20 protein-coding genes are annotated in these 17567 nt (G+C 65.8%); 11 read left to right on the top strand and 9 right to left on the bottom strand.

Annotated elements, in window-relative coordinates; genetic code table 11:
* Positions 1-34: 34 nt before the first annotated feature.
* Entirely contained in the window at positions 35-1090 is a 1056-nt protein-coding gene (locus NJ75_RS03570; protein WP_039331546.1) for a DUF2332 domain-containing protein, read from the bottom strand.
* 42 nt (positions 1091-1132) lie between these two features.
* Between NJ75_RS03570 and hisG the strand changes: the two genes are divergently transcribed.
* From hisG to nusB, 3 genes are read left to right on the top strand one after another with little or no spacing between them, the layout of a single operon-like run.
* On the top strand, positions 1133-1804 hold the full coding sequence (gene hisG / locus NJ75_RS03565) for an ATP phosphoribosyltransferase (protein ID WP_039331545.1): 672 nt from the start codon (positions 1133-1135) through the stop codon (positions 1802-1804).
* Complete coding sequence (hisD, locus tag NJ75_RS03560; protein WP_039331543.1) at positions 1804-3093, top strand: histidinol dehydrogenase; 1290 nt, start codon at positions 1804-1806, stop codon at positions 3091-3093. Before hisG ends, hisD begins: the two co-directional genes overlap by 1 nt.
* Positions 3090-3536, top strand: a complete 447-nt coding sequence (gene nusB / locus NJ75_RS03555) for a transcription antitermination factor NusB (protein WP_039331541.1) — start codon at positions 3090-3092, stop codon at positions 3534-3536. The genes hisD and nusB overlap by 4 nt, the downstream gene beginning before the upstream one ends.
* 53 nt (positions 3537-3589) lie before the next feature.
* Here nusB and fghA read toward each other — a convergent pair whose 3' ends face one another.
* The 4 genes from fghA to copC all read right to left on the bottom strand — a co-directional run bounded on the left by fghA (position 3590) and on the right by copC (position 6142).
* On the bottom strand, positions 3590-4435 hold the full coding sequence (gene fghA / locus NJ75_RS03550) for an S-formylglutathione hydrolase (RefSeq protein WP_039331539.1): 846 nt from the start codon (positions 4433-4435) through the stop codon (positions 3590-3592).
* Complete coding sequence (locus tag NJ75_RS03545; protein ID WP_039331537.1) at positions 4435-4806, bottom strand: VOC family protein; 372 nt, start codon at positions 4804-4806, stop codon at positions 4435-4437. The genes fghA and NJ75_RS03545 overlap by 1 nt, the downstream gene beginning before the upstream one ends.
* Positions 4807-4904: 98 nt before the next feature.
* Entirely contained in the window at positions 4905-5750 is an 846-nt protein-coding gene (copD, locus tag NJ75_RS03540) for a copper homeostasis membrane protein CopD (protein ID WP_169745691.1), read from the bottom strand.
* 14 nt (positions 5751-5764) lie between these two features.
* Entirely contained in the window at positions 5765-6142 is a 378-nt protein-coding gene (gene copC, locus NJ75_RS03535; protein WP_039331535.1) for a copper homeostasis periplasmic binding protein CopC, read from the bottom strand.
* Positions 6143-6285: 143 nt separating this feature from the next.
* On the opposite strand from copC, the gene NJ75_RS03530 reads away from it, so the two are divergent.
* From NJ75_RS03530 to NJ75_RS03505, 6 genes are all read left to right on the top strand, one after another.
* A complete protein-coding gene (locus tag NJ75_RS03530; RefSeq protein WP_039331533.1) occupies positions 6286-6543 on the top strand; it encodes a hypothetical protein in 258 nt (85 codons plus the stop codon).
* Entirely contained in the window at positions 6543-6995 is a 453-nt protein-coding gene (locus NJ75_RS03525; protein ID WP_052241936.1) for a Spy/CpxP family protein refolding chaperone, read from the top strand. Before NJ75_RS03530 ends, NJ75_RS03525 begins: the two co-directional genes overlap by 1 nt.
* A 4-nt stretch (positions 6996-6999) precedes the next feature.
* Complete coding sequence (locus tag NJ75_RS03520; protein ID WP_052241933.1) at positions 7000-7566, top strand: RNA polymerase sigma factor; 567 nt, start codon at positions 7000-7002, stop codon at positions 7564-7566.
* 26 nt (positions 7567-7592) lie between these two features.
* Positions 7593-9362 carry a copper resistance system multicopper oxidase gene (locus NJ75_RS03515; RefSeq protein ID WP_039331531.1) on the top strand — a complete coding sequence of 590 codons (1770 nt, stop codon included), beginning with the start codon at positions 7593-7595 and terminating at the stop codon, positions 9360-9362.
* Positions 9359-10381 carry a copper resistance protein B gene (locus tag NJ75_RS03510; protein ID WP_039331530.1) on the top strand — a complete coding sequence of 341 codons (1023 nt, stop codon included), beginning with the start codon at positions 9359-9361 and terminating at the stop codon, positions 10379-10381. Before NJ75_RS03515 ends, NJ75_RS03510 begins: the two co-directional genes overlap by 4 nt.
* A gap of 81 nt (positions 10382-10462) precedes the next feature.
* On the top strand, positions 10463-10936 hold the full coding sequence (locus NJ75_RS03505; RefSeq protein WP_174544562.1) for a DUF2721 domain-containing protein: 474 nt from the start codon (positions 10463-10465) through the stop codon (positions 10934-10936).
* A 264-nt stretch (positions 10937-11200) separates the two neighbouring features.
* On the opposite strand, the gene NJ75_RS03500 is transcribed toward NJ75_RS03505, so the two are convergent.
* From NJ75_RS03500 to secB, 4 genes are all read right to left on the bottom strand, one after another.
* Positions 11201-11932, bottom strand: coding sequence for a DUF4136 domain-containing protein (locus NJ75_RS03500; RefSeq protein ID WP_052241932.1), 732 nt, complete (start codon positions 11930-11932; stop codon positions 11201-11203).
* A 155-nt stretch (positions 11933-12087) separates the two neighbouring features.
* Positions 12088-13107 carry a tryptophan--tRNA ligase gene (trpS, locus tag NJ75_RS03495; RefSeq protein WP_039331526.1) on the bottom strand — a complete coding sequence of 340 codons (1020 nt, stop codon included), beginning with the start codon at positions 13105-13107 and terminating at the stop codon, positions 12088-12090.
* Between the two features lie 10 nt (positions 13108-13117).
* Entirely contained in the window at positions 13118-14689 is a 1572-nt protein-coding gene (murJ, locus tag NJ75_RS03490) for a murein biosynthesis integral membrane protein MurJ (protein WP_039331524.1), read from the bottom strand.
* Between the two features lie 38 nt (positions 14690-14727).
* Positions 14728-15246 carry a protein-export chaperone SecB gene (gene secB, locus NJ75_RS03485; protein WP_039331522.1) on the bottom strand — a complete coding sequence of 173 codons (519 nt, stop codon included), beginning with the start codon at positions 15244-15246 and terminating at the stop codon, positions 14728-14730.
* Between the two features lie 247 nt (positions 15247-15493).
* Here secB and NJ75_RS03480 point away from each other — a divergent pair, with 247 nt between their 5' ends.
* Together NJ75_RS03480 and mltA are read left to right on the top strand one after the other, a co-directional pair.
* Positions 15494-16171, top strand: coding sequence for a Tim44/TimA family putative adaptor protein (locus NJ75_RS03480; RefSeq protein ID WP_156135694.1), 678 nt, complete (start codon positions 15494-15496; stop codon positions 16169-16171).
* 8 nt (positions 16172-16179) lie between these two features.
* Positions 16180-17397 (top strand): murein transglycosylase A, encoded by a 1218-nt coding sequence (gene mltA, locus NJ75_RS03475; RefSeq protein ID WP_236727052.1) that lies wholly within the window; start codon positions 16180-16182, stop codon positions 17395-17397.
* Positions 17398-17567 lie beyond the last annotated feature (170 nt).

Here is a 17567-nt window from a genome sequence, read left to right as displayed (position 1 = left end):
CCTTGCGCGCAGCGATCGTTTCGCGACACAGACCTTAGGCTGTAAACTCCACCCAGGCGCCATGGGCATGGGCGGTGCCGAGCAAGGCAGGCTCCTCTCCGCCGGGCCAATGGCGCACGGTCAATTCATGCCGGAAGGTCTGGCGGTTGGTTTCCAGCATGACCCATGCCAGCCGCCGCGAGGCATCGGCCTTCGCGCCCGCCTGCGCCATCAGCGCCTCGATCCGCGCCCGGGTTTCGGCCGGCAGATATTGCCAGACGATGGAATGGAAGATCACGCGCGTGGTGTCTTCCTCCTGCGGTGCCGCCAGCCGCTCGGCCACGAAGTCGCCCGCATCCATCTGCACCACGTCCGGCGCCCGCTGGGCCGCAAGCGCAATCGCCGCATCGATCCGCCCTATCCGCTCGGTCACCTCAGCCCAGACATAGGACTTCAGCCGCAGCGCCTGTTCCGGATCGGCCAGGTTCATCGGCGCGCGATCGCATCCCCTGATGCCGACGATCTCGACCCCGGCCCGCGGCGGCGGGGCCCCCCGCCATTCCGGCACGATCCGCATCGGCGAATCCGCGGGGCCAGTGGTCATCCCGCCAAGGTCGAAGAAGAAGCGCTCCATCATCGTGTTGACGCCAGCGCTTGCGCCCAGCTCGTTCAGCTCGAAGCGCGGGCCAATGCGGACCGAAAGCCACAGCAGCGCCGCCATGATCGAGGCCGACCGCCCAGCCTCATTGGTCTGCGGGGGTCCATCCAGCCACGGCAAAAGCTCCGCATCATGCTCCCGGGTCACCGCCACCACCAGCGCATCGACTTGCCCCTGATCGGTCACCTCGCCGCGATAGACCGGCGCCAGCCGCATGTCCTTGCCGGTCAGCACCAGATTGTGATGTCCGCCAGCCAGCCGCAATGGCAGCGCATCTTCCAGCGGCTTTCCCGGCCACGCAGCGATTCGCCTGCCCACCTCGGTTTCGCGATCCAGCAGCCGCAATTGCGCCCGCACCACGCGGCCAGTGCAGGGTGCACCATTGTTCGTGGCGTGGTCTGCCTGCCATTCTATGGCCTTTGCGACCTGTTCGATCTCCATGATCGGGTTCATTCGGTTGCCCTTTGCGCCGTGCTGCCATAAGGGCGGCGGGTTATGTCCACCGCCGCACCGCTCGTTTTCGCCCTGCCCAAGGGTCGCATCCTCGACGAGGCCCTGCCTCTGCTCGAGAAGGCCGGGATCGTGCCCGAGGCCGATTTCTTTAACAAGGCCTCGCGCGCACTCTCCTTCGCCACGAACCGCGACGACGTGAAGATCATTCGCGTCCGCGCTTTCGACGTGGCGACCTTCGTCGCGCATGGCGCGGCGCATGCCGGCGTGGTGGGATCCGATGTGATCGACGAGTTCGACTATGCCGATCTCTATGCGCCGGTTGATCTCGACATCGGGCACTGCCGCCTTTCGGTGGCCGAGCCGGTCAGCATGGTGGAATCGGGCGCGAACGCGCGCGAAAGCCACGCCCGCGTGGCGACCAAGTACCCCAACCTGACGCGGCGGCATTTCGAAAAGCTTGGCGTTCAGGCCGAAGTCGTCAAGCTCAACGGCGCCATGGAGCTGGCCCCCTCGCTGGGCCTCGCCAGCCGCATTGTCGACCTGGTGTCGACCGGTCGGACGCTCAAGGAGAATGGCTTGGTCGAAACCAGCCAGATCCTGCCCGTCTCGGCCCGCCTGATCGTCAACCGGGCCGCGCTCAAGACTGACAGCGCCCGCCTCGGCGCACTGGTCGATGCTTTCCGCGAGATGGTCGCCACAAGGAAGGCCGCCTGATGCTGCGCCTCAAGTCCAGCGATTCCGGCTTCGCCAAGGCCTTCGCCCGCCTCGTCAAGGACCGCCGCGAGAGCGACGAGAACGTCGCGCGCGACGTGCAGACGATCATCGATGACGTGCGCATTCGCGGCGACGAAGCGCTCGCCGAATACACCGCCAAGTTCGATGGCCACGCTCCGGCAGATGACGACTGGCGCATTTCGCCCGAAGCCTGCCGCGAAGCCTTCGACGCGCTGAAGCCCGATCTTCGCGCCGCGCTCGAACTCGCCGCACAGCGCATCCGCGACTATCACCGCGCCCAGTTGCCGGAGAATCGCGATTATACCGACGCCAGCGGCATGCGCCTCGGCGCACGGTGGAGCGCTGTAGATGGCGCCGGGCTTTATGTCCCCGGCGGCCGCGCAGCCTATCCCTCGTCGCTGCTGATGAACGCCATTCCGGCCAAGGTCGCTGGCGTCGAGCGGCTCGTCGTCGTCACGCCGACGCCCAAGGGGGAGGCCAACCCGCTGGTTCTGGCCGCAGCCCACCTTGCCGGTGCCGACGAGGTCTGGCGCCTGGGCGGGGCCCAGGCCGTGGCCGCGCTCGCCTATGGCACCGGCCGGATCAAACCTGTCGATGTCATCACCGGACCCGGCAACGCCTGGGTAGCCGAAGCCAAGCGCCAGCTGTTCGGCGTGGTCGGTATCGACATGGTCGCAGGGCCATCCGAAATCCTCGTGATAGCGGACGCGAAGAACGATCCGCAGTGGATCGCCGCCGACCTGCTCAGCCAGGCGGAGCACGACCCGGTGGCTCAGTCGATCCTCATTACCGACGATGCCGCCTTTGCCGATCAGGTGGCGGACATGGTCGGCGTCGAGATCGCCATGCTGCCAACGGCCAAGGTCGCCAAGGCCAGCTGGGACGATTACGGCGTCATCATCGTCGTGGACTCGCTCGACGAAGCTCCCGCGCTCGCCAACGCCCTTGCCGCCGAACACGTCGAGATCGCGACCGACGATCCGCAAGCCCTGTTCGACAAGATCCGTCATGCCGGCTCGGTCTTCCTTGGCCGCATGACCCCCGAAGCCGTCGGCGATTACGTCGCCGGGCCGAACCACGTCCTGCCCACCGGGCGCCGCGCGCGCTTTTCCTCGGGCCTTTCCGTTCTGGATTTCATGAAACGCACCAGCTTTATCGAGGCGACTGACGCCGCGCTTGCCGCCGTTGGCCCCGCCGCCATCGCCCTTGCCGAAGCCGAGGGCCTTGCCGCCCACGCCCGTTCGATCGAAGTGAGACTGGGCCTGTGAACGCGATCTCGGGCAAGGCCCGCGCCGCCTCGCGTCTTGCCGCGGTGCAGGCGCTCTACCAGGTCGACATGGAGAAGACCGCGCTGCACCTGCTGCTGGACGAGTTCCACCAGCACCGGCTGGGCGCGGAGATCGAGGACGTCGAATACCTCAAGGCCGACGTCGCCTTCTTCGATGATGTGGTGAAAGGCGTCGACGCCCGCCGCAACGAGATCGACCTGCTGCTCTCGTCCAAGCTGGCGAAGGGCTGGTCGCTCGCCCGGCTCGACAAGACCATGCTGCAGATCCTGCGCGCCGGCTCCTATGAACTGCTCGCCCGCAAGGACGTGCCGGTGGCAACGGTCATCACCGAATACGTCGATGTCGCCCACGCCTTCTTTGAAGAGCGTGAGGCGAAATTCGTCAACGGCGTGCTCGATGCCGTGGCCAAGGACGTGCGGTAAGAGAAAGTTCCTCCCCGTTTTCCCGAAGGACAAAGGGGGAGGATTTCCAAACGCTACAACCGCTCGGCATGCCAGCGGATGTGGTCTTCCATGAACGTGGAAATGAAGTTGTAGCTGTGGTCGTACCCCGGCTGCAGCCGCAGCGTCAGGTCAACGCCGGCCGCCTTGCACGCCGCGTCCAGCAGTTCGGGCCGTAGCTGCTCCACAAGAAACCCGTCGGCATCGCCCTGATCGACCAGCACCGCGCCTGCGGGCCGCTTGCCATCCTCGATCAGCGCCACGGCATCATGGCTGCGCCATGCCGCACGGTCATCGCCCAGATAGCCGCCCAGTGCCTTGTGGCCCCACGGCACCTGCCCCGGCGCGACGATGGGCGCGAAGGCCGAAAGCGACTTGAACTTCTCCGGGTAGGTCAGCCCCAGCGTCAACGCGCCGTGCCCACCCATGGAATGGCCGGTGATGCCCATCCGATCCAGATCGACCGGGAAGTTCGCGCCCAGCAGGGCGGGCAGTTCCTCGGCGATGTAGTCCCACATGCGGTAGTGCTGTGCGAACGGCTCCTGCGTGGCATTCACATAGAACCCCGCGCCAAGGCCGAAATCGTAGGCCCCATCCGCATCGTCGGCCACGCCTTCGCCACGCGGCGAGGTATCAGGCGCGACAAAAACGATGCCGAGTTCGGCGCACGCCTTGCGGTATTCGCCCTTGTCGGTGACGTTGGCGTGGGTGCAAGTCAGCCCCGAGAGGTAGACCAGCACCGGAAGCTTAGCTCCGTCCACCGCCTGTGGGGGCAGGAAGACCGAAAAGGTCATCCCCGTCCCCGTCGAGGCGGACTCATGCTTGTAGACGCCCAGCGTTCCGCCGTGCGCCTTCGATGTCGAGACCGTTTCGAGTGTCATCAGGCGATGATGTCCAGCGCGCACAACTTGTTGCCGGCGGGATCACGGAGATAGGCAAGGTAATAGGGCGAGCCTTCACGCGGTCCCGGCGGGTCTTCGCAAGCCGTTCCGCCATTGGCGACGCCAGCGGCGTGCCAGGCGTTGGCCTGTTCGGGATTCATGCGGAAGCCGATGGTACCACCGTTGGCGCCGCAGGCCGGCTCGCCATTGATCGGCTTGGTCACGATGAAAAGGCCGCCGTTGTGCTGGTAGATCAGGCGTCCCTTCGGGTCCGTGATCGCCTCTGGCCCGCCGAACGCGGCGAAGGTGGCATCGTAGAACTTCTTGGCAGCGTCGATATCGTCGGCGCCGACCATGACATGGCTGAACATAGGCTCTCTCCCGTTGACAGGTTGCAGCGGCAAGAGAGCTAAGCCACTGGCTTGTACGGTCAAGCGTCCCTGCGGGAATTCTTTGTTGCCATTTGGCCTCAAGCCAGAGGGTCAAGCACGCCAAGCAAGGCGACTGCGCCGACAACGCCAAGACCCGCCGCAAATTCCAGCACAAGGGAACGGCGCAGGCGCGCAGTGGCGCCAGACTCGCCTCGTTCGAGCGCCGGGACGATCCGCCAGCGGTTGCCTGCAGCCAGCGCCAGCATGACGGCGAACAGCGCAAGCTTCACCGCAAGTATGCTGAACCAGCGCGCCTCGAACATCATCGGCCATCCGGCAATCGCCAGCGTGTTGAGCAGGCCGGTCAGGATGAGGACCGCCACCACCACGCTCCCGGTGCGGGCAAATCGTGCGAGTGCGGCATTATCTGCCCCCTCGCGCGACAAAGCCGAAGTGACGAACACGGCCAGAGCGCCGATCCATGTCGCTGCGGCAAGGACGTGCGCCACGTCCGATACCCGGTGAAGCGCCATTTCGCTGGCGCCAGCGTGGCCGGTCCACGCCACCGAGCCGAGCGCAACGCTCCCCGCCAGCGCCAGGATCGGCAGGCGCAACACGCGCAACGGCACGAAGCAGGCGAGGAACACTGCGGCGAGCGCGGTCAGCCGCCACTCCATGACCTTGCCCAGCGGCGTCTGCGCCAGCACGACCTCTGCCGTCGCCTGATCGAGTTCGGCCAGAGTGATGCCGGCCATGGCGGCAACGCTTTCAAGCGCCCACCATGCAGAGGCAAAGGCCGCGACGATGGCCAGCAGGGCCAGCACGAGGCGGGCGCGGAAAGCCAGCACCTGCCCCGCTGCCAGCGCATGCAGGGGCACGCCCGCCACAAGCAGCAACGCAAGATACGCCGCTGCGCGTGCGGCCAGAAGGCCAGTCGTTTCCACGCCCCCGGGCCCCGTCAGCGAACCGTGAAGGCGTACTGGCCCTCGATGCGGTGCTGGTCACCGGCAACGGCATGCCACTTGAGGTTATAGGTGCCGGCAGGCAGCGCGCGCGGCAGGGTAACGGTCAGGACCTTCCCCGATGCAACGCTCTTGAAGCCCTTGATCGGCATCGGCGCGTGGTTGGCCATGTCGGGCATGCCGGTCATCACCAGTTCGATGCCCGAGAGCGGGCCGACCAGCTCTTCAGAGAACGTCAGGGTCAGCTTGGTCGGCTTGGCCACGGCGGTGTTCGGCGCCGGGTTCGACGAAAGGAGCTTGGGATGGGCAAAGGCTGCGCCGGGCAGGGCCAGCATGGCAAGGGCGGGAGCAGCAAGGAGCGCAAGACGGCGCATGGGAAGTCCTTTCGGGTTGGGATCTGCAGTGTGATACGCAGAGCGTGGGACCATCCCTCAAGCCATAGCGCAAATTTTGTCTTGAGGGATTTGGCCCGGGCGCGCGTAATGGGAATCGCGTGGAAAAAGGAAACCAGCCAGCAATGGCCGATATCGACGAACTCTTGGGCGCTCTTGCCGCCAAAGCGACACCGCCTTCGCTCTCCATCATCGATGACGAAGTGATGCGCGGGCTCACCCGGAGGCGCGAGAGCGCCACGGCACGGCGCGGCATGGTGATGGCCGTGGCGATAGCCGCTGTCGTCGGGATCGTCGGCTCCGTCGCGCCCGCGGCTCCGGCACAGGCAGAACCCCTGTTCGGCGTACCCTCGGGCGCGCCCTCGCACCTGCTGGCGGACTGATGGGCGCGGCCATGCGCTATGTCGTGGTGGCGGTGGTCTCGGCCGCCGTCGCCCTTGCCGCCAGCCACTTTGCGCGTGGCTTCATGCCGATGCAGCACGGCAGCGAACTCCACCAGCTGATGCACGAGCGACTCGATCTCTCCGCGCAGCAGAACCAGGAGATCGACCGGCTCGAGGCGGAATTCGCGAACACGCGTCGCACGCTGGACGATCGCCTGCGCGCCTCGAACGCGGACCTTGCCCGCGCGATCGAGAGCGAACACCAGATCGGCCCGAAGGTGACCGGCGCAGTCGATGCCTCGCACATGGCGATGGGCGAGCTGCAGAAGGCGACACTGGCCCATGTCTTTGCCATGCGTGCAGTGCTCAAGCCCGATCAGCAGGCGATCTTCGACCGCGAGATCGCCCGCGCCCTGACTTCGCCCGACCGCCCTTCCCCCGACCGCCGCTGATCCAGTGGCGGGGGGCGACGCTCCAGGGGAAAGCGACCCACAACTGGTCGCAAGCGCGCTTGCGGGCCGGCAGAGCGCCTATGCAACGCTGCTCGCACGCCATCGCGAAGCCGTGTTCCGGCTCGCCCGTCACCACGCCGGCGACGAGGGCGAGGCACTCGACATAACGCAGGAAGCCTTCATCGCCGCCTTTGCCTCGCTGGCGAAGTTCGACGCCGCACGCCCGTTTCGGGCCTGGCTGATGCGCATTGCCGTCAACAAGTGCCGCGACTGGGCGCGGCGTCGTGCGGTCCGACGGCTGTTCCGCATGGCGCGGCCCCTGGAAGATGCCTTCGATGTTGCCGATCAGAACCTCGATCCCGAGGCGCAAGCGATCTCGCAGGCCGAACTGGCCCGCGTCTCGGCTGCCATCGCTGCACTTCCAGCCAATCTCAAGGACCCGCTGATCCTGTGCCGCCTCGAAGGGATGAGCATGGCCGAAGCTGCCGACGTGCTCGGCCTGACCGAGAAGGCCGTCGAGACGCGGATCTACCGGGCGCGGCAGAAATTGTCGGAACTGCTTGAGGGATAACCCGTCTTCCTGCGTAATCGCAGGTAATGATCGACATGCTCCATCTCAACCGCCGCAACCTGCTTCTCGGAGCCGGTGCCCTCGCCGCAACGCCGCTTGTCCCTGCCTGGGCGCAATCGGGCCACGGTGGTCATTCTCGTGAAGGCGGCGCCATGGCCGGGCGCAACACCGGCGGCGTCCTCTCGGGCGAGAGCATCGCCCTGTCGATCGGCGCGGCCAGATTCGCGGTGGGGGACCGTTCCGCCCCGGCCATCGCGGTCAACGGCTCGATCCCCGCCCCGCTCATCCGCCTCCGCGAGGGGCAGAAGGTGCGCATCGCCGTCAGCAACGCGCTGGCCGAACAGAGCTCGATCCACTGGCACGGGCTGCTCGTGCCGTTCCAGATGGATGGCGTGCCCGGCCTGTCGTTCCCCGGAATCGATCCGGGCGAGACTTTCACCTACGAGTTCCCGATCGTGCATTCGGGCACCTTCTGGTATCATTCGCACTCGGGAATGCAGGAGGCCGAAGGGCTCTATGGCCCGATCGTTATCGACCCGGCCGAGCCTGACACCGCCGCCCCGTTCGACCGCGAATACGTGCTGATGCTGGCGGACTGGAGCCCGATGAACCCGCACGAGCAGCTCCGCAAATTGAAGGCCATGGGCGGCTATTTCAACTGGCAGCGGCAGACCGTCGGCGGCTTGCTGAAAGGCAAGGACCAGAGCCTGAAGGAGCGGCTCGAATGGGCAAAGATGCGCATGGATGCGACCGACATCTCGGACGTCACCGGTGCGACCTACGCCTTCGTCATCAACGGGCACGATACCGCCGCCAACTGGACCGCGCTGTTCCGCCCCGGCGAACGGGTCAAGCTGCGCATCATCAACGCCTCGTCGATGACCAACTTCAACTTCCGCATCCCCGGCCTGCCGATGACTGTCGTCGCGGCCGACGGCTGCAACGTCCAGCCGGTCGAGACGGATGAGTTCCAGATCGCGATTGCCGAAACCTACGACGTCATCGTCCAGCCGACCGACTCCGCCCCCTTCGGCATCATTGCCGAAGCGATCGACCGCTCCGGGCTGGTGCGCGCCACGCTTGCGCCGCAGATCGGCATGGCCGGTCCCATCCCTGCCCGCCGCGCCCGCCCGGTGCTCACCATGCGCGACATGGGCATGGACATGAGCGGAATGGACATGGGGACGGGTGGCGCGATCGACCTGTCCCAGCCCGCCAACGAAAGCATGGCCGGCCATTCGATGAAGATGCGCGATCTATCGCTCGCGCCGGGCGTCAAGCCGGGGCCGGGCGTCGCCACGATCTCGCCGATGCCCGCAGACCGCCTGGCCGACAAGCCGACCGGCCTCGAAGATGTCGACCATCGCGTGCTGACCTATGCCGATCTGCGCTCGCGCGATGCCAATCCTGACCGGCGCACGCCCTCGCGCCAGATCGACGTGAACCTGACGGCCAACATGGAACGCTACATGTGGTCCATCGACGGCGAGACCATCTCCGATGGCGCCAAGCCGATCCCGTTCCGCACGGGCGAGCGGGTTCGCGTCAATCTCATCAACCACACGATGATGCCGCACCCTATCCACCTGCACGGCCACTTCTTCGAACTGGTCACGGGCGAACCGGGCAACCGTCCGCGCAAGCACACCGTCAACGTCCTGCCCGGCGGCAAGGCCAGCTTCGACCTGACGGCCGATGCCGAGGGCGACTGGGCCTTCCATTGCCACATGCTGCTGCACATGCATGCCGGGATGATGCGCGTCGTCACGGTACGCGCTGCGGGAGACGCAGCATGAAGCGCCTTCTGCTCGCCGGTGCAGCCCTGATCGCCACGCCATCGCTCGCGCAGGAAGCGCAGGACCCTCACGCCGGCCACGACATGAGCCAGATGCAGGGCATGGACCATTCCGGGCACGACATGGGCGCCATGAACGACCAGCCTGCTGACGGGGCGGCAATGCAGGGCATGGATCACTCCATGCACCAGCAAACCGCGCCCGATGCGCCTCAAGCGGGCACGCCGATGGATCATTCGGCCCACATGGGCCACACCATGCCAACGGTATCCGACAGCGAAGTCGGCAACGCGCCCCCGCCGCCCGTCCCGACCGACCATCCCGCCGATGCCTTCTGGGACAAGCAGCGCATGGCCCAGGCCCGCGCCGATCTCTCGAAGGAAGGCCGCTTCTTCGGCAACGCGCTGATCCTCGACCGCTTCGAATACCGCCCCCGCAATGGCACGGACGGCTATGCCTGGCAGGCCATGGGCTGGATCGGCGGCGATATCGACCGGCTGGCCGTGGAAACCGAAGGCGAAGGGGGGTTCGGCGAACCGCTCGAAACCGGTGAAGTGCGCGCGGCATGGCGCCACGCCCTTGATCCGTGGTGGAACTTCGAACTCGGCGTGCGGCAGGATTTCGGTGCCGGACCGGACCGGACCTACGGCGTGGTCGGCTTCGAAGGCCTTGCCCCCTACTGGTTCGAGGTCGGCGCCCACGCCTTCGTCTCGAACAAGGGCGACGTGCATTTCCGGCTTGAAGCGGAACACGACATGCGCCTGACCCAGCGCCTCATTCTGCAACCTTCGATCGAGATCGACGCCTCCGCGCAGGACGTGCCCGAACTCGGCATCGGCGCGGGGATCGAGAAGATCGAACTGGGCACCCGTCTGCGCTACGAGTTCGCCCGCGAATTCGCCCCCTATGTCGGCGTCCATTGGGAGCGCAAACTGGGCGAAACGGCCCGGCTGGCACGGCTCGAAGGCGAAAGTCCATCGCAGGTCAGCGCCGTCGTCGGCGTGAGGATGTGGTTCTAGCGCAAACCCGGCCGAATTCGTATCCGGCTTGCCCGCCCGCGGCGCAACGTGCGACAAGGCGGTGATGCAGCGAGACTTTTCATGAATCCGGGTCATAGCGGCGTGATCGCCCAGACCATTCAGCTGGCACTGGCCCCGGTGTTTGTCCTCGTGGCGATCGGGAACATCATGAACATCCTGACGACGCGGCTCGGCCGCATCGTCGACCGCTCACGCGCGCTGCAAAGCCAGCACGCCCAGACCACGGGCCGGGAGCACGATCTTGTCGTGATCGAGATCCGTTACGTCGATCGCCGCATCCACCTCATCGGCAGGGCGCTGTTGCTGCTGGTGGTGTCGGGCCTCGCCATCGGCGTTACCGTGGGATCGCTGTTCATCGGCGAAATGGCCGGCCTCGAACTGCGCAACCTCACCGGGATCACCTTCTTCGGCGCCATTGCCCTGCTGATGATCGCGCTGGTCTACCTTCTGCTGGAAACGCGCATTGCGGCACGTTCCCTGCGCCTGCCGCAGGGGCTGCTCGAGCTCGAACGCGACATCCCGCACCAGCAGTAAATTGCCGGGCGATTGGCGCTGCAAAATGATCGAAATGGTAAAGCCCGACGCGGCGCGAACGTTGTCGCATCCTCTCCCAAGGCCGCGTCGGGCAACGTTTACCCGGGCTGAATAGCGCATCCCCAAAGGGCTGTCACAAACAATCCGCGATCGTTCGCAGCATGGCGCAAACCTGATGCAAACGCACAACACCCTGCCTGCCGCACAAGCAGAAAGGCCCCGCATCGCTGCGAGGCCTTTTTGCATTCGGTCCGTCGGGAAAGGTCAGTTGACCTTCTTCACCGTCTTCTTTTCCGGCGCGATCGAGATCCTCACCGTTTCCCCGTTGTTGCCGGGGAAGTCGGTAAACATCGCCTCGACGAGGTTCGGCACGACATAGGACAGGCGATTCGAGGACGAAGCTGCTTCAGCCTTGCCTTCGAACAGGCGCTGGCCATCGGCGCGGCGATCGATCTTGAGGTCCATGCCCGAAGTGTAGACGGTCACGACATCGACGCTGTTACCCCAGCCGGGACCGCCGAAGAAGAACGGATCGTTCCACCCCCAGCCCCAGCCACGGCCGTAGAAGCCTGCGCGGCCCCAGCCTCGACCATAACCCGGGCCCCAGCCGCCCCAGCCACCCCAACCGCCCCAGAACGGGTCGGCAAAGCCGGTGGATCGGACGCGGTCACGCCCGCCATCGATGCCGTAGTCGAACTTGACCAGCAGGTCGGCATTTTCAGGAGCGGCGGGCTGATAGCCCAGCTTCTCCATCTGCTTGCCCACCAGCGATGCATACTGCGCGAACTCGAGCCCGCCTGCATCCCTGGGATCGTCGGCGACGACCGCGAAGGTCTGGCCAGCGGGTGCCGGCAACTGCGCCTGGAAGCGCTTGACGTCGGCCTTGAACGGCGTGGCGCACCCGGCGAGCGAGACGAGCATCAGCGAAACTGCCGAAAGCCCGAGAAGCCGGCGCTTGCCGGAAGAAGAGGGCTTCACTTGCGAAACGGAATTCATCCTTGCGACTCCTGTTATGCGTCCGCCGCCCCTTGCCAGACACACGCACTGCATAGCATGCCGCCTTTTTGGACGGGAAGTGCTGAATGCACGTTGAATGGTGCCTGCAACATATGTTGCAGGCACGTAATGTTTTGCAACGAACTGAAGGAAAATCAGCCTCTTACAAGGCCCAATGCCTGATAGGTCCGGGCGAGGGTCGGCGCCGCAAGGTCACGAGCCTTCAGCGCGCCCTTGGCAAGGATCGCGTCCAGCGCCTCGCCGTCCTGGCGCAGCTGGCGATAACGTGCCGCCATCGGCGACAGCGTCTCGACCAGCAGTTCGCCCAGTGCAGGCTTGAACTGGCCGAAGCCCTTGCCTTCGAACTGCGTCAGAACCTCGGCAGGCGAAGTGCCAGCCATGGCCGCATAAATGCCGACAAGGTTGTTCGCTTCCGGACGCCCGGCCAGCCCTTCGACCGTGCCCGGCAGCGGTTCGGGATCGGTCTTGGCCTTCTTCACCTTCTGCATGATCGCATCGGCATCGTCGGTCAGGTTGATCCGGCTCATGTCCGAAGGATCGGACTTGCTCATCTTCGCGCTGCCATCACGCAAGCTCATGATGCGCGCAGCCTCGGGCGGGATGATCGGATCGGGCAGCGTGAACAGCGGCGCGTCTTCTGAACAGAAGTCGTTGTTGAACTTCTGCGCGATGTCGCGCGCCAGCTCGAGATGCTGCTTCTGGTCCTCGCCCACCGGGACGTGCGTTGCCTGATAGAGCAGCACGTCGGCCGCCTGCAGCACCGGATAGGTGAACAGCGCCACGCTCGCGCCCTCGCGGTTCTTGCCCGCCTTGTCCTTCCACTGCGTCATGCGGTTCAGCCAGCCCATCCGCGCCGTGCCGTTGAGCAGCCATTGCAGCTCGGCATGGGCGGGCACCTGCGCCTGGTTGAACAGGATCGACTTGTCGGGATCGATCCCGCACGAAACCAGCGCCGCCACCATTTCGCGCGTGTTTGCCGCCAGTTCCGCGGGGCTATGCGGCATCGAGATCGCGTGAAGATCGGCAAGGAAATAGAGGCATTGCCCACCCTTGGCCGACCACTCGTCCTGCATGCGCACCCAGTTCCGGATCGCACCCAGGTAATTGCCGAGGTGGAGATTGCCGGTGGGCTGGATGCCGGAAACGATACGCATTTCAGTGCCTTCAGTTGGAGCGGCGACGCCGCAGGAGAAGCTTGAGGTCGTCCACCCGGAATGCTCCGGTCAGGACGGCGGCAAGGCCATAGACGACGACCCCGGACGTGACCAGTGCAGCCATGGCCGCCACGCGAATGGTCCACGTGCCATGGACATAGGGCATCACCAGCCCCTGCCCTGCCCACAGCACCGCGCCCATTGCCAGCGCCGCCAGCGCCAGCCGAAGGGTGCGCCGCTTGAGACGTGCATCGGCGGCAAAGTGCCCGCGCTTGACCAGCGTGTGATAGAGCAGCCAGACGTTGACGGTCGAGGCAATTGCCGTCGCCAGCGGCGGCCCCATGTGCCTCAGCGGCACGATCAGTGCCAGATTGCCGACAAGGTTCACCACCATCGAGATCGTGGCATAGCGCACCGGAGTCTTCGTATCCTGCCGCGCGTAGTATCCCGGCGTCAGGACCTTCACCAGGATGTAGCTCGGCAGCCCGATAGAGAACGCGGCCAGCGCCTGCGCGGTGAAATGCGTATCCATCGCGTCGAACTTGCCATAGCCGAACAGCGCTGCCGCAATCGGCTCGCCGCACAATACCAGCGCCACCGTTGCGGGCAGCGTCAGCAGCAGCGCCAGCTCCATGCCCCGGTTCTGCGTTTCCATCGCTGCCACTTCCTCGCCCCCGCCCAACTGGCGCGAGATCGTCGGCAGCAGCACCGTGCCAAGGCCGATGCCGATCAGCCCCAGCGGCAACTGGTTCAGCCGGTCGGCCATGTAGATGTAAGTGACTGAACCGTGATCGAGCAGCGATGCGGCCAGCGCGGTCGAGATTACCAGGTTGATCTGCACCGCGCCTGCCCCTGCCGCCGCCGGCAGGATCAGCTTGAGCAGCTGCTTCACTTCAGGTGAAAGCCGCGGGCGGCGCAGCCGCAGCCGCACACCATTCCGGCGGCAGGCCCAGGCCAGCCACAGCAGCTGCAGCGCGCCCGAGACCGAAACGGCAATCGCCTGATTGCGCGCCGTCACCAGCGGATCGTCGGAATGAAAGCCCAGCAGCGCCACGATCAGCGTCAGGTTCAGCAGGATCGGCGCCGCCGCGTTGACCCAGAACTTGCCCAGCGAATTGAGGATGCCGCCAAACAGTGAGACGATGCTGATCAGCATCAGGTAGGGGATCGTCCAGCGCGACAGCTCGACCGCATAGGCGAACTGGTCCGCACTCACCCCGTTGAACTTGCCCGACAAAAGCAGCGTCACCGGCCAGGCAAAGACCTCGAGCACCACCGTCATGAACAGCAGCACCGGCAGCAGCACGGCAAGCGCGGCTTCCGCAAAGTCGAGCCCGTCACGCAGGCCCTTGCCCTCGGGATCGGCGACCTTCTTGTTGAACATCGGGATGAAGGCGCTGGCAAACGCGCCTTCGGCGAACAAGGCGCGGAACATGTTGGGCAGCCGGAACGCGACAAGGAATGCGTCCGAGGCAAACGCCGCGCCGACGAAGCGCGCGAACAGGCTGTCGCGCACCAGTCCCAGAATGCGGCTGAGCAGGGTCAGTCCGCCAATCGATCCGGTGGCCTTGAGGAGGTTCATGGGCGCATCCCTCGGGCCACCGGATTCAGTCTGTCAGATCAGGCCTGGCCAGCCGGAGTCGCTTCCGCGGTCGCCTGTGCCTGCGCGAGTTGCTGCATGTACAGGCCGTTGAAGTCGATCGGCTCGAGCATCAGCGGCGGGTAACCGGCATCGCGCACGGCATCGGCGACGATGCGGCGGGCAAACGGGAACAGGATGCGCGGACCTTCGGCGAACAGGAACGGGTGGGCCTGGTCGTCGGGCACGTTGCGCATGCCGATGAGGCCGCAATAGGCCAGTTCCACGATGAACGCAGTGCCTTGTGCGCCCTTCGAGGTCACGTTGATCTTGAGCTCGATCTCGTGGATTTCCGGCTGGATCACGCGGGCCGAGATGTTGAAGTCCACGGCGATGTCGGGCGCTTCGCTCCACTGGTAGGATTCGGGCGCGTTGGGGTTCTCGACCGAAAGGTCCTTCACGTACTGCGAGATCAGGCCGATCGCGGGCGAAGTGTCTTCCCCGTTCGGAACGGGGCCATCGACATTGAGATTCGAAATGATGTTGCCTTCGTCGGCCATGTCAGACGTGCTTTCTGTGTGGGTTTCCCTTGGCCGCGCGCCTAGCATCATGCCCCAAGGGCCGCAATCCGCCTTTGTCTGGCGCAACGAGGCCACAACCTGACGAGATTCTTTGCCAAGGGATGAGCCCAAAGGGTCATGCACGCGTTGTTCATTTGTAATCCGTACCTATTTGAGGCACGTTGGAATGACGCCGTGAGCTCAGGTCTTCCGATCCGGGGCCATGGACAGTTCGGGAATCTTGCGCGTGATTGTTCAAATTGTGATCCTGGCGATGATTGCGGCCTTTCTGGGCCTGCGCCTCTACTCCGTCCTCGGCCGCCGGCCCGAGCATGACGAGGAGCCGATGCGCCGCCGGATCGAACAGCCCGATCCCTCGGCCAAATCGCAGCAGCAGCCGGTCCAGCAGCAGGGCGGTTCCGCCGCTCCGCGCCCGCGCGAACTTGCCGCACCTGCGCCCAGCACGTTTGACAACAGCGCCGAAGCCGGCGTCCGCGCGATCATCTCGGCCGATCGCCGCTTCGATGTCGCGCAGTTCCTGGCAGGGTCAAAGGGCGCCTATACCATGATCCTCGAAGCCTTCTGGCGCGGGGACAAGAACGATCTGCTCCAGCTCTGCGACGCCGACGTCTACGAAGGCTTCAGCTCGGCCATCGATGCCCGCGCTCAAGCCGGCGAGACGATCGACGCCCGCGTGATTCGCATCGAGGAAGCGCGCATCGTCGCGGCCTCGATCGAAGAACAGACCGCGCGCATCACCGTCCGCTTCCTCGCAGATATTGCCTCGGTTACCCGGAACGCAGAAGGCACCGTCATTGCCGGCTCGCTCGACGATGCGATCGAAGCGCGCGATCTGTGGACTTTCCGCCGCGATCTCACCTCGCGCGATCCCGACTGGCTGCTCGACGAAACCGACGAGGCCTGAGGCTTCAAGTGAGGGGCATTCAAGGGTTCTGCAAAACGAAGAGCGCTGCGATCATCGCGGCGCTCTTTCTGCTTGGCGGCTGCGTGCGCCTTGTGCCCGAAGGCAGTGCTCCGCGCCCGGTCACGCCGCCAACCCCGCCTGCGGTAAAACCCGCCACCGCCGCGCTCACCGGCGTCATGCGCGGCCCCGTCGTCGCAGGCCTCGGCTTCAAGCCTGATAACACCGCCGCCGCGCTGCAGGCCTTTGCCACATCCTGCCCCCGGCTGACAAAGCGCACCGACAATTCCGGCCTCACCCGCCCAGAGGACTGGGCTCCCGCCTGCGCCGCCGCCGCCACCTGGCCCGCGGGCGAATCCGCGCGCTTCTTCACCACCTATTTCGAAACCGCCGAAGTCGGCGATGGCGCGGCCTTCGTCACCGGCTATTTCGAGCCCGAGATAGCCGGATCCCGCACCCGCCAGCCGGGCTTCGACGTGCCGGTCTATGCCCTGCCGAAGGACCTCGTCCGCGCCAAACCCGGCGACGCGCAGCCCCTGCCCGACGGCAAGATGCCATTGGGCCGCTATGACGATGCCGGCGTCTTCACCGCCTATCACGATCGCGGCCAGATCGAGGATGGCGCCCTTCAGGGCAAGGGCCTCGAACTGGCATGGGCGGCCGATCCGGTCGAATTCTTCTTCCTGCAGATTCAGGGCTCGGGCCGTCTGCGCGCGCCTGATGGCAGCGTGATCCGCTTGGGCTTTGCCGGGCAGAACGGCCATGCCTACACCGGCATCGGCTCGCTGATGCGCGAGCGCGGGTTGATCGGTTCCTCGCCGGGGCAGTATTCCGGCTCGATGCAGGGCATCCAGCAATACCTGCGCGATTTCCCCGACGCCGGACGGCAGCTGATGCGCCAGAACCGCAGCTATGTCTTCTTCCGCGAATTGACCGGCCCCGGCCCGGTCGGAGCGCTCAACGTCCCCATCGCCGGGCGCAGCACCGTCGCCGCCGATCCCGCCTTCGTGCCCTTGGGCGCGCCCGTCTGGCTGCAGGTGGACCGCAAGGAAGCCAGCGGGCTATGGGTGGCGCAGGACACCGGCGGCGCGATCCAGGGCGCCAACCGCTTTGACAGCTTCTGGGGCGCAGGCCCCGAAGCCCGCCAGATCGCCGGCGGCATGAGCGCAAGGGGCCGCGCCCTCATCCTCCTGCCCAAGGGGACGCTGGCGCGTCTCGGCCAGCAGTGAGGAAGGCTCCCCGAGGCCTCTCGCCCGAGGAGGCCGACCTGTGGAACAAGGTCGCCGCCACGATCACCCCGCTCCACCCGCCGCGCCCCAAGGCCCCAAAGGCGGTTGAGCCAGCGAGCACCAGCACCCTCCCGCCGCCGCCACCGGCAAAGCGCGTGAAAGGCCGCGTC

This window comes from Novosphingobium subterraneum (assembly GCF_000807925.1).
GTDB classification, from domain to species: domain Bacteria; phylum Pseudomonadota; class Alphaproteobacteria; order Sphingomonadales; family Sphingomonadaceae; genus Novosphingobium; species Novosphingobium subterraneum.
The sequence above is the reverse complement of the archived record's forward strand: the minus strand, read 5'-3'. Positions and strand labels throughout refer to the sequence as shown.